Raw genomic sequence first — 12,064 nt, 5'->3', positions numbered from 1 at the left:
ATGAAGAAAATTGTAACGGAAAAAGCACCGGGCGCCATTGGCCCGTACTGCCAAGGTGTTGTTCATGGAGACCTTGTGATCACCTCTGGACAGATTCCTGTTGATCCCAAGACGGGTTTTGTGCCGGAAGGCATTGCCCGCCAAGCTGAGCAGAGCTGCCAAAATGTCGGCGCCGTCTTGGAAGCGGGGGGGAGTGACTTTGACCACGTCCTCAAGACGACCTGTTTTCTTGCCAGTATGGATGACTTTGCTGCCTTTAACGAAGTGTATGGCAAGTATTTTGTCTCAAACCCAGCACGTAGCTGCGTTGCCGTAAAGACCCTTCCTAAAGGGGTGCTCTGCGAAATTGAGGCAACGGCTGAAATGAAGTAATCTTTTGGTGGCAGTCTTTTACCTTTAAATGAGGTGCTCCTACAGAAATGCTTTGGGGCATTGCCCCTTTCCATCAGGAGGAACGGTGCGGTTTATTCTCCCCCTTAGGGACCGTACTGAATCCCTCTCACAGAAAAAAGACCTGAGAAGAAAGAACCTTCCTTTCTTTTCAGGTCTTTTGCTGTTTTCTTAGGTTACGGTAAACATATTGAAATATTTCAGACGGCGAATATCTTCTTTGGAGATACGCAGGTTTTTAATAAGAGATTCGTCTTCTTTAAGCGGCCTTTTTGAAAAGAGCATCTTTACAGCAACGGGCATGAAGGGACGGGCGGAGACGCCGTTCCAAAGGCCCCAGTGCGTGTCGGATTCCAAGAAGGATGACGGAATCTGGATACTCGCTTTTTCTGTCGGCGTATGCTCATTTGCAAGTTCCATAATGGATAGGACGTCGAAATGCTCAATGTAGCCAAAATAGATGTTTTCCGCGTTTTGGTAATGGTTCCAATCCTTGAAGTTCATATAGAGGGCCACTTGCTGGCGGTTGGGAGAAAGGGGCGCGTGAAGATCAAAGACGCAGCGCGTGAGCTGATTGTTCCGGCCGTCAAACCAGTAGCTGTAAAACTGGCTGAGGCCCTTGAAAAAGGTGGGAATACCATGCTGCTCCGGCTCTTCATATCCTTCCACTGTGGGCGGAAGGAGCTGCTCCATCCGGACGTGAAGGGCAAGGGCCAGCTGCTTGAGCGTATCAAGGTCGATGGCAATCTCGCCTTTTTCGTATTTGGAGAGGGTGGCCTTGCTCTTATAAATGAGGCGGGCGAGCTCTTCCTGATTGAGGCCGCGGCTCTTTCTGAAATCATGGATCCGTTTACCTATTTCTTTTGTGAGTTCTGACATGGTCGAGGACTCCTTTCAAAGCATAAGATAGAGTGGAGACAAGGCTGGTCGGCGTTCCCGCGTATATTCTTTAGCGGTTCAGCAATCCTTTTCCTCCTGATAGGCTTCATCCCTTTTTCTGATACACCATTTCCCCGCCTACAAAGGTCATCTTCACGTCAAACTTTTCGTCAAAGAGGGTCATGTCGGCCAGTTTGCCTTTTTCAAGGGAGCCCATCGTCTCATAGACGCCCAGTTCCTTGGCGGGATTGACCGTTGCCATGCGGATGACATCGGCAAGGGGAAGACCTGTGGCCTTCAGGAAATGATGGAGACTGTGTTCCATGGTGTCGACGCTTGCTGCAATGGTTCCGTCTGCGAGAAGCGCTCTTCCGCCGAGGACGTAAACTGTCTGTCCGCCGAGTTCACTGATGCCGTCGCCTTCCATGGCAGCCCGCATGGAATCGGTCACGATGACAATCTGGTCCGGTCCCTTGACTTTTGCCAAAAGGCGCAGGACCGCATCGTGGATGTGCAGCCCATCAGAGATGATCTCCGTTGCCACCGGAAGCGTCAGGGCTGCGCCGACCATGCCTGGTTTACGGTGATGAAGGGGACTCATGGCATTGAAGGTATGGGTGATGTGGCTGGCCCCTGCCTTGATGGCCCGGCTGGCTTCTTCATAGGTTGCACCGGAATGACCGAGGGAAACGATGATCCCTTTTTTGCAGCATGAATGGATAAACGCCATGGAAGAAAGTGTTTCCGGGGCGATGACAAGGACCTTGATGACGTCGCAGTAGGGACGGATCCGTTCCATATTGGCCGATTGAATCTCTTCTGCTTTTTGCGATCCCCGGTAACTGCCGGAAATAAAGGGCCCTTCCAGATAGGCTCCCAGGACACGGCTGCCGGGGCAGGGGACTTCCATGGCCTTACGAACGTTTTTGAGCGCTTTTTGAACGATGGGCCATACCCTTGTCATTGTCGTCGGTAAAAATGCCGTAACGCCGCATTCTGGAAGTCTCCGGCAGAGGATTTCCATGGAGGAGCGGGTTCCGTCCATTGTATCGGCCCCGCCGCAGCCATGGATGTGCATATTGATGAAGCCTGGGGAAAGATAGGCCCCCTTGGCGTCAATGCTTTCCGTTCCCTCCGGTAGGGGGCTTCCTGCTGGGAGGATGTCATAGATATGGGTTCCAAAAAGGAGCGTCTGTCCCGATAGGACGGTGTGTGGTAAAATAAGTTTGCTGTTGATGATGGCTTGCATAGCGATACTCCTTTGCAATCTGCCCAATGGCTTATTGATTTCCTCTTAATTATACCCCTGAAAGAGGTCGGAACTTATGCTGAATTTAGAAAAACTTTCGACTGAAGCCCGTAACCCTGCTTCCAGTCGGATTGACAAACTCGATACGCTGTCCATGATGCGTGTCATGAATGATGAAGACCAAAAGACGGCCCTTGCCGTCAAGGCCATCCTGCCGGATATTGCACGGGCTGTTGATGTGATTGCGGACCGGCTCAAAACGGGCGGCCGGCTCTTTTATATGGGAAGCGGGACGTCTGGCCGGCTCGGCATCCTTGACGCTGCGGAATGTCCTCCCACCTACAGTACAGACCCGGAACTTGTCCAAGGGCTTATTGCCGGCGGCAAGGAAGCCATTTTCCGGGCCCGGGAAGGGGCCGAAGATTCACCTGAAGAAGGGGCCAATGACATTACCCGTCATGACCTGACGGAAAAGGACGTCCTTGTGGGCATTACAGCGTCAGGCCGCACGCCCTACGTCCTTGGCGGCATGAAAGAAGCCCGGCGCCGCGGCGCTTTTGTTATGGGTCTTGCCTGTTCCAAGGATCCTGAGATTGCTCGCGTTGCGGACCTTATGCTCATCTGCCTTCCCGGTCCGGAAGTCGTGACGGGGTCGACGCGCATGAAGGCGGGAACGGTGACCAAGATGATCCTCAACATGCTTTCTACGGGCACCATGATTCGTCTTGGCAAAGTGCGGGGCAACCTCATGATTGACGTGAAGGCAACCAATGAGAAACTAAAGGAACGGGCAACGCGCATCGTCATGACCGTGACCGGAATGGACCGGGCCGCGGCGGAAAAGGCCCTTAAGGAATCAGGAGGCTGTGCGCGTCTTGCTGTTGAGCATTGGGAGGAGGCCAGCCATGACTCGTGAAAAAGAGACGGCCCAAAAAATCTACGCCATCGTAGGTCCCAAGGACAATATTGAAACGGTGACGCACTGCATGACGCGTCTGCGCCTGCACCTGGTAAAGGACGCGGACCTTGCTGAGCTGAAAGCCATTCCTGGCGTCCTCGGCGTCAACCAAAACGGTGATGAACTCCAGATTGTCCTAGGGCCGGGAAAAGTCAACCGCGTGGCTGATGCGTTTTCGGCTCTTCTTGATAGTGCGGAAGCGCCCACGTCCAAGGAAACAAAGGAGACGCCCCAAGCGGCAGCCGGTCTTTTTGGCGCCCAAGGAAAGGTGGGGGACGGCAAAGCCCTCCATGAAGCCATTCGGCAAAAAAACGCCACACCGGCAAAGGCCTTCCTGCGCAAAGTGGCGTCCATCTTCATGCCCCTTATTCCGGGCTTTGTGGGCTGCGGCTTTTTGACGGGGCTGTTAGGAATCATCAAGTTCTATGATCCCACCCTGCTCGCACTGACACCGCTTCGCATCCTGCTCCTAGCGGGAAGCGCCATCTTTCAGTCCATGAATATCCTTGTTGGCTGGAACGCGGCCAAGGTCTTTGGTGGAACGCCCGTCATCGGCGGCATCTTGGGAGCCCTCATTTCCCATCCAGGGTTAGCTGAAATTTCCTTGTATGGAGGCCCTCTTACACCCGGGCGGGGCGGCGTCATTGCTGTCCTTCTGGTCACGCTTCTTGCCGCATATGGGGAGCGGAAGCTGCGGAAAATCGTGCCGCCTGCTTTTGACCTTTTTGTGACGCCGACGCTTGTCATTCTTGTCATGTCCCTCCTAGCCCTGTACGTTCTCCAACCTGTTGGCGGCGTATTGGCAGAAACGATTGGGCGGGGTGCTTCCGAAGCGGTCGAGCGGGGAGGCGCCGTAACGGGACTGTTTTTGGGCGGTTTATTCCTGCCCTTTGTCATGATGGGGATCCATCAGGGCCTTACGCCTATCCATGCCGAGCTCATCAACCAGTTCGGCTATACCATCCTGCTTCCCATCCTTGCCATGGCCGGTGCTGGGCAGGTGGGGGCCTCGCTGGCCGTCTATGTAAAGTCGCGGAATCCCCGTCTCAAAAAGATTGTCGCCTCTTCTCTTTTTGTTGGCATAATGGGTGTGGGAGAGCCCCTTATCTATGGCGTGACCCTTCCGTTGGGGCGCCCTTTCATCGGGGCCTGCATCGGCGGGGCCATTGGCGGCGCAATCCAAGCGGCATTTCATGTGGGGGCCTTTTCTTTGGGGATTTCCGGTCTCCCCCTGATGCCGAGTACGACCCATCCCCTGATGTACGCAGCAGGACTTGCCGCAGCTTATGGGGGCGGCTTTATTGCCACTTGGCTCTTGGGGTTTGAGGACCCTGCTTAAATGAAAGGAGAGGCATCATGGAAAAAGGAATTTCCCTATATCCCGGTCTAGGCATGAAGCAGGAGGAACTTCTTCACCGAGTGGAAGCGGCCGCTGCAAAAGGGCTGGACCGAATCTTTTTGTCCCTGCATATTCCGGAGACCGATGGGGACCAGTTTGAGTCCGATCTTTCCGCTCTCTTGGCTGAGGCGCAAGCGCACGGCCTGGCCGTTGTCGGGGATCTTGTCCCGGGCCGGAAGATCCCTGATGCCCTGACCCACCTGCGTCTTGATGACGGGTTTACGGCAGATGACATTTGTGCGTTTGGAAAACACCATCCCCAAAAGACGCTTATTCTTAATGCATCGACCGTGACGGAACCTTTTCTCCAGTCCCTCCTGGCTGCAGGAGTTGACCTAAGTCGCGTGGAAGCGCTCCACAACTTTTATCCGCGCCCCCATACGGGGCTGTCGGCAAACTTTTTGGCTCGTCAAAATGCATGCTGCCACCATTATGGCATTCGGACAGGGGCCTTTGTGCGGAGCTTTGGTCACTGCCGCGGTCCGCTTTTTAAGGGACTTCCCACTCTTGAAAGGCATCGGACCCTGGATTTTTCCCTGGCCCTGCAGCATCTGAGGCTCCTTGGAACCGATGCCTTTTATATCGGGGACGACGGAGCAACGGAAGAAGAACTGGACGCCCTAGCCAAACTGGATGACGTCCTTACCCTTACGCTGGTTACGGAAAAAATCACGGCCCTTCATGAAAAACTCGCCGCCTGTACCTTTACCCTGCGGCCCGATGAGGCCGAAGAGGTCCTGCGTGCCCAAAATAGCCGGGTCCTCTTTAAAGGAATGGATATCCCGCCCTTTACCATGAAATACCGGCCGCAGGGTACGGTGACCCTCGATAACCGTCTTGCCGGCCGTTATGCTGGTGAAGTCGAGCTGACCCTTACAGACCTTCCCGCCGATTCCAGCGTCAACGTCATGGGGCGGGTGCGCGCCGACGAACGGTTCCTGCTGGGACTCATGCGGGGCGGGCAGCGGTTTAGATTCAGCCTCGTCACAAATGCCGCCCCGACTGGAATCAAGAAGTGATTCCCCTGCCTTGGAAAAGGAGGGGGAAGGCAAGGGCCCCAAGGTTTGTCGGAAAAATAGGTAAAGAGAGCGTACCCTATTTTGCGTAACTTGGATTGTCCCCAATAGGGTACGCTTCTTTTTTACTGTTCAGGTTGACTTGAATCTAAAAATAGCCTGTTTTTTCTATAAATCACCTTATTTCCTTTAATTTTCCTGATTTTGAAAATGAATTGCGAATATTTTGCTTCTATATTCATCCTCACGTTGCAAATCTTCTATTTTTGCGATATGATAGGCCTGTAGATGGGACTGCAGAGACCCCATCTTTTTCATTATGGCAAAAAGGAGGTCACATCATGAAAAAGAACAAGAACCAGCATCGCGTGCAGGATATCCTGAAGCTCATCCGTACGGAAAGGGATCCCTACTTTCTGGAACGGGCCCTTGACAGCTACCACGATCACGATATAGCCGATGTGCTCCCTCTATTAAACCCGCCTGAATGGAAGCGGCTGGCAGGTCTTCTGCCGCCTCCCTATCTTGCCGACCTGATGGAATATGTCGATGACAAGGAGCCCCTTTTTGAGGTCCTGCCAGCCGAAAGGGCAGCAGCCATCCTCACCCAGATGGAGCCTGACGAAGCCGTCGATTTTCTGAAGGAAACCCAAAGTGCCCAAAAAGAAGCCTGGATGGCGCATTTGGATGAGGCGACACGGCAAAAACTGACGCGTCTGGCCGCCTATGATGAAGATACGATTGGTTCCCGGATGACGACAAACTTCGTTGCCGTCGAGGAAGGCCTTGACGTTCCTTCCGTTATGCGCACTGTTGTGCGGGAAGCGGCTGATCATGATGAAATTGCGGTCATCTATGCCCTCAATGAACGTGCTCACTTTGCCGGCGCCTTTTCCCTCAAGGACCTCATCATTGCTAGACGGGATACTCCCCTTAGCGAGATCATCGTGCGAGGATACCCTTACGTTTATGCCAGTGAAAAGATCAGTGACTGCCTGCAGCTGATTGAAGAATACAGCGAAGCTTCCATCCCCGTCCTATCATCGGACCATCGGATCCTTGGCGTTGTAACCGCAAATGACGTAGCGCAGCTCCTTGATGATGAAATGGGCGAAGACTACGCTAAATTGGGCGGTCTGTCCGCTGAAGAAGACCTGAATGAACCGCTCATAACGTCCATCAAAAAACGGCTGCCTTGGCTTATTCTGCTCCTTGGCTTGGGCCTTGTCGTTTCAAGCGTCGTCAGTCTATACGAAAACGTCGTGGCAAAGCTGACCCTCATCATGGCCTTTCAATCCATGATTCTTGATATGTCGGGAAATGTTGGGACCCAGTCGCTTGCCGTGACCATCCGTGTCCTCATGGATGAAGAATTGAAACCGGGGGACAAATGGCGGCTCATCCGCAAAGAAGGAGGCGCCGGCTTCTTCAATGGCCTTATTCTCGGATGTATTGCCGTTATTGGCATTGGTCTTTATATCTATGCGGCCAAATCCTACGATGCCTTTACCGCCTTTGGCATATCGTCCTGCATTGGCCTTTCCCTGATCCTTGCCATGTTTATTTCAAGTCTTGTGGGAACGATGGTTCCTATGGGATTCAAAAAGATCCATATTGATCCGGCCGTGGCCTCGGGCCCGCTCATTACGACCGTTACGGACCTTGTGGGTGTCGTGACCTATTATACCCTGGCGTGGGCGATGCTGGTGCATGGATTGGGGCTGTAAGCGCGTAGGCACCAGCAACTAAAGGCGGCAGTCTGCTGAATCTGTGTGCCCCCATTGTCCTATGAAAGAAGCGAAGGAAATGGTGGGGGACTGCATCCCTGATTCAAGGGGCAGCCAGCCATATAACGCGTCATACGCATCAGTGCCCGTTTGACTGCAGGTAGATGATATTTAAAAAAGAATCACCATAAAAAAATAGCCACCGAACACGTTACATGGGTTCGGTGGCTATTTCGACAAAATGAAGCATGATGTATGATGGCTGGGATGGCCTTACTTTGCTGCGAGTGACTGAATTGTTTTGCCGTTTGGTGTCTCCTTCGGACTTTTTCTCACAGTCTATCGCCTCATGACTGTTTGCCTTCAGTGCTTTCGCCTCAGAGACGGAAAACTTCGTTCCGCCTTGTCAAGGCGGAGGACCAAAAGTCATTTGGTGCTGCCTAACAGCAGGACCGCGTGACCAAACATTCAATTCGGTCTCCACACTTTGCCTCTTTTCCTTTCGGTTCCTCTTCCATCCTCTTTTTACAGGGCTTCAGCTGCAATGCATCATGTCCCCATTGCTCTTAAAAGAATCTTTTCCTGAGTAGTGGGGACACGTCATTTCATCGACTCGGCGCATCCTGTGCGCCGAATAAAAAGTGCAGGAAGGGGTGGGGCCAATTCCGCAAATCTTTTCTCCAGCACTTTTGGACCTATCGTTCGCTTTGAAGTTTTTCGGTTTTCTCTTAGAAGTTGAATCTCATGCCTACATTCCATTGCCAGTTTGTGTGGAAGCCGCTGCCAGTGCTGCGTTCCACATCGCAGTAGAAGTGGCTGTTCTTTCCCATTTGGAAGGCGGTACCGATTCCGTACATGAACCAAGTATCACTGAAGTCTTCGTCGATGTGGACACGCCCTTCCGGACTGGTCATCGTTATCCCGCCATTACCGGCAAAGTCATGATACCAGTTGGCCTTGAAATAGACCTTGCTTTTTTCACCCAGATCTTTTCCGAAGTTAAAGCCAATACGCCCGATGGCGCTGCGGATGCCGTCTTGATCGACGTTGACGCCATTGGAGGTCGTATACTTGTCGCCGCCGAAATATCCCAAGGAGAGCTGGGTCTGCGGCTCGATGTACCAACCGTCGCTGGAAAGGGACTTCTTGCGGCCATATTCAGCACTTAGGGCAACGCCTGTATTGGCAAAATCGCCGCGGATCTTTTCACCCTCTTCGGCGTAGGCAGTGTAATCCGTATTGTAGTGGCCTACTTTGAAAACAAGATCGAGGTAGTGTCCCTTATTGCGAATATCCGTGCTGTAAAAGGAGAGGGCACCGCCATGGCTGCCGCCAGTGCCTCTGTGGTAGGAACCGTCGCCATCGAGGTAGCTGAAGGAAACACCCTGGTAGCGGGTCACATCCTCTTTCTTTTTAGTGATTTCGTCGTAGCCCAGCTCATAGTGGCGGTATTTGTTTTCAAAGCCATATTTCCCGTTGAGACCAAGTTCACCGCCCTTAACGCGGGCCCAGATGCCTGTTTCCTTTTCTCCGTTGTGACGCAGCTCACCCATGCGCTGCAGGAGTTTATCTATCTCTGTGCGCCATGTGTAGTAGACAAGGCCATGGGAGGCTGCCGTCTCTTCTACTGTAGGTGTCGGCTTTTCTTCTGGTTCAACGTGGTAGACCCGGTTGAGATACCAGTCTGTTTCATAGCCTTCTTCTTCACTTTCCTTGCTTTGAAGTTCATACCGCGTATAGAAAAGGCTCCCTTCCCTGTCTTTTGCTGTAAAGGTACCATCACCATTGACGGTTGCAAGGACAAGACCATTGCCTTCTGTCGTATTTTCTTCCGGGACGTAGCCATCTTTTTGATAGATATCAAGATACTGATTGCCTGTAAAGTTTCTGCCGACATATACGCGGTCTGCTTCCATGCTGCGCACATCGATGTCTTCCTTGAAGGTACCGCCTTGTCCAGAGAGGGTATCTGCATAAATCCAGCTATAGTCGTTGCCGTCAGCCCGCATATCGACAATACCGTCGTTTTTTATGGTCAGGTTCGTGACTTTGGAGTTCTTTGTCATTTCCCATAGGGCCCCATTGCTGAAAGTGAAGTTAAGGGTCCCGGTTGAGGCACTTCCATTTTTATACATGGACCAGCCGTGAAATCTTGAATCAGCATTGGTAAAGTTCATGTTGATAAGGGCTTCTGCATTTTTATTATTTCCCCCTAAGGCATAAACATTCCCATTTACATTGAGTGTTTTGCCTTGGTCCTTACCCGTTTCATCGCTGTTGATATTGATGGTCGCTGTATCATTTATTCCCCAAGCATAGACTGCGTAAGAGGGAGTATCATTTTTTCCTGTAGCCCTAAGGGTCATTTTATCGGCGTTCAGGTCGATGGTATTTCCTTTGGTCAAGGTCACCGTATCGTCTTTCGGAGGAATATTGGAACGGTTGCCTGTCGCGTAGACGGCAATGACATCATCTGCATCGCTATGGGATGCAATATCAAGTTGGGAACCGTCAATCTTGATATGCCCATTGGCGGCCACCGTTAGTGCAGAGTTTGCATACCAGGGAATGGAAGAGTCATTGGAGTCTGTCGTGATTGTCGTGTTTTCGGCTTGGATATTGATTGTCCCATGATTCCAGGCGTAAAGACCGTTTATGTAGCGGTTGTCATAACCGGATTCTCCCATAGCTTTGGCTGCAATGGTCAGGTTTTTGACTTTATCCGTAAAATTAACATCAGCAATTTGGGTATAAATGCCAAAGACCATGGGCTTTCCTTCACCCGTAACAAATATTCCTGTCGTAGGGCTATTGAATTGGACTTGTTCATAGGGCGAAGCCGCAATTTTTCCGCTCTTATAAACACCCTGGGCATTGACCCCATAAATGCTTTTTCCATTTCCAACCGTATTTTTTGAAGTGGCATTTAGCTGTGTTTCCTCACCGCTAAAGATGATCTTCCCAACATCCACGCTGACAGCACTGCCATTCATGTTGCTATATTCATTAAGGCTTGTTGTCGCATAGACATTACTCTTAAATTCTGCTTTTGAAGAATAGTTAACACGCAGTGCATTTGCTACGGTACCAGGTTTGGTGGGTTTCGTCTTGGAATCATAGGAAGCTGTCAAATAAGTATTTTTATTATTGAAAATAACCGTTGCGTCGTATTCGCTTGCAGAAGGTGACGAATGGCTCCCTTGGACGTAAAGGCCATAGGGGCTGTTGTTTCCAAATTGGCTGGGATCATCTGCATCAAAGGTGCCCGTGAGGTGGATGGTGTCTCCTTCAAAGTAAACATAAGTCGGGGTAATATTTTTCGATTCAATTTTAGTTCCTTGGATATAGGCTCCACAGGCGCCTACCCGATAGGATGCGGGTCCATTTTTATGGGTGATCCGGAGGTCTCCTTTGGCATGAAGGATGCGATGTTCATTATTTTTTTGGGACTGGACGAATATCCCTCCCTCCAGGTTATCGCTTTCCTTGGATCCATCAAACGTAAAATCCAGACCGTCATTGAACGTATAAGCTCCGTCCGTATTACGCCAGGTCGTGTTTGATGTATCTGTAATGTTGATGGGAGCGGCAGCTGATGCGAGAGGCATGAAAGGCGGCCGAGTACCACAAGCGGAGATTGCCGTAAGGACTGTCAGGATCATGGATTTTGAAATTGGCACAGACATGATTTTTTCCTCCGTATTTAGATTTAATTATAGATATTGAACGCTGAACTTATAGTGCAATTTATTGAATTATACTGTAAATAATAATTAAAGTAAATAGACTGTAAAAATAGAAATAAATATATATATTTTATTCATAGTCCGACTAAGTAAGAAAATGTAATATTCATTTAATTAATCATTAAGTTAAATTCAAAGTGATACAATAACAGGAACGCTCACGATCTTTTGTCGCTTCTTAACATACTTCGAACATAAATTTTTACCCGCGCCATATAAGCGTTTTTGGCTAATGGCACATGAGTCTATGGTGTGCCCATTTTTTTATGGTCTTTACTTGATGTATCCCGTTATTTCGCATAAAGGAAGAATTTTTCAGGAAAAGCGATTTTATATAGCGGTGGGCACCTTGCCAAAGATGGGGAGGAGGCGCAAGAAGGTTTCCCAACGCAGTTTGTGTATGTTAAGGAGATTGAGGCCGTAGGCGATAAAGTAGATGGGTGTATATGGGCCGAGTAAAAAGAAAAGGGGCCCGACGTCTCATTACGAGCGGCAAGGGAGGAACATTTTTCGATGGGGCATAACCGCTCATCGCAAGACGCTCCCAACGCGATTTGGCTGCAGGACCGTGTGACCAAAAAATCAATTCGGCACCCTCCCGTAGGGTGGTTTGGCACCGGCGTTCTGATCTTTCTTCTATTTACTTGATTCGAATGGGGCTCAGATTGGTTCAGATGCTAGGAAAAAAGCTGCAGGCTGA

At 50.8% G+C, this 12,064-nt stretch carries 8 protein-coding genes; 5 read left to right on the top strand and 3 right to left on the bottom strand.

Annotated features, from left to right (window positions below):
• Positions 1–372, top strand: a complete 372-nt coding sequence (locus QZQ08_RS03620) for a RidA family protein (protein WP_296328121.1) — start codon at positions 1–3, stop codon at positions 370–372.
• A gap of 189 nt (positions 373–561) precedes the next feature.
• Here QZQ08_RS03620 and QZQ08_RS03615 read toward each other — a convergent pair whose 3' ends face one another.
• Positions 562–1,269, bottom strand: a complete 708-nt coding sequence (locus tag QZQ08_RS03615) for a helix-turn-helix domain-containing protein (RefSeq protein ID WP_296327997.1) — start codon at positions 1,267–1,269, stop codon at positions 562–564.
• Positions 1,270–1,375: 106 nt separating this feature from the next.
• The gene (nagA, locus tag QZQ08_RS03610; RefSeq protein ID WP_296327994.1) at positions 1,376–2,518 is read right to left on the bottom strand and encodes an N-acetylglucosamine-6-phosphate deacetylase; all 1,143 of its coding nucleotides are present in this window, start codon (positions 2,516–2,518) and stop codon (positions 1,376–1,378) included.
• Positions 2,519–2,594: 76 nt separating this feature from the next.
• Between nagA and murQ the strand changes: the two genes are divergently transcribed.
• From murQ to mgtE, 4 genes are all read left to right on the top strand, one after another.
• Positions 2,595–3,434 carry an N-acetylmuramic acid 6-phosphate etherase gene (gene murQ / locus QZQ08_RS03605; protein ID WP_296327991.1) on the top strand — a complete coding sequence of 280 codons (840 nt, stop codon included), beginning with the start codon at positions 2,595–2,597 and terminating at the stop codon, positions 3,432–3,434.
• Complete coding sequence (locus QZQ08_RS03600) at positions 3,424–4,815, top strand: PTS transporter subunit EIIC (protein ID WP_296327989.1); 1,392 nt, start codon at positions 3,424–3,426, stop codon at positions 4,813–4,815. The genes murQ and QZQ08_RS03600 overlap by 11 nt, the downstream gene beginning before the upstream one ends.
• A 17-nt stretch (positions 4,816–4,832) precedes the next feature.
• Entirely contained in the window at positions 4,833–5,894 is a 1,062-nt protein-coding gene (locus QZQ08_RS03595; protein ID WP_296327986.1) for a MupG family TIM beta-alpha barrel fold protein, read from the top strand.
• 338 nt (positions 5,895–6,232) lie between these two features.
• Positions 6,233–7,618: a magnesium transporter gene (gene mgtE / locus QZQ08_RS03590; protein WP_296327984.1), complete on the top strand. Its 1,386-nt coding sequence runs from the start codon at positions 6,233–6,235 to the stop codon at positions 7,616–7,618.
• A 728-nt stretch (positions 7,619–8,346) separates the two neighbouring features.
• Here mgtE and QZQ08_RS03585 read toward each other — a convergent pair.
• Positions 8,347–11,304 carry an autotransporter outer membrane beta-barrel domain-containing protein gene (locus QZQ08_RS03585; RefSeq protein WP_296327981.1) on the bottom strand — a complete coding sequence of 986 codons (2,958 nt, stop codon included), beginning with the start codon at positions 11,302–11,304 and terminating at the stop codon, positions 8,347–8,349.
• Positions 11,305–12,064: the final 760 nt, after the last annotated feature.

The sequence above is a fragment of the uncultured Acidaminococcus sp. genome (genome assembly GCA_900538365.1).
Lineage (GTDB): Bacteria > Bacillota > Negativicutes > Acidaminococcales > Acidaminococcaceae > Acidaminococcus.
Note: the sequence above shows the minus strand (reverse complement) of the source record. Positions and strands in the feature narration are given on the sequence as shown.

What these genes read in the sequence shown, in the direction of transcription:
- murQ (WP_296327991.1), top strand. Translation starts at nt 2,595, where the DNA reads ATGCTGAATTTAGAAAAACTTTCGACTGAAGCCCGTAACCCTGCTTCC.
- QZQ08_RS03620 (WP_296328121.1), top strand. Translation starts at nt 1, where the DNA reads ATGAAGAAAATTGTAACGGAAAAAGCACCGGGCGCCATTGGCCCGTAC.
- QZQ08_RS03600 (WP_296327989.1), top strand. Translation starts at nt 3,424, where the DNA reads ATGACTCGTGAAAAAGAGACGGCCCAAAAAATCTACGCCATCGTAGGT.
- mgtE (WP_296327984.1), top strand. Translation starts at nt 6,233, where the DNA reads ATGAAAAAGAACAAGAACCAGCATCGCGTGCAGGATATCCTGAAGCTC.
- QZQ08_RS03595 (WP_296327986.1), top strand. Translation starts at nt 4,833, where the DNA reads ATGGAAAAAGGAATTTCCCTATATCCCGGTCTAGGCATGAAGCAGGAG.
- QZQ08_RS03615 (WP_296327997.1), bottom strand. Translation starts at nt 1,269, where the DNA reads ATGTCAGAACTCACAAAAGAAATAGGTAAACGGATCCATGATTTCAGA.
- QZQ08_RS03585 (WP_296327981.1), bottom strand. Translation starts at nt 11,304, where the DNA reads ATGTCTGTGCCAATTTCAAAATCCATGATCCTGACAGTCCTTACGGCA.
- nagA (WP_296327994.1), bottom strand. Translation starts at nt 2,518, where the DNA reads ATGCAAGCCATCATCAACAGCAAACTTATTTTACCACACACCGTCCTA.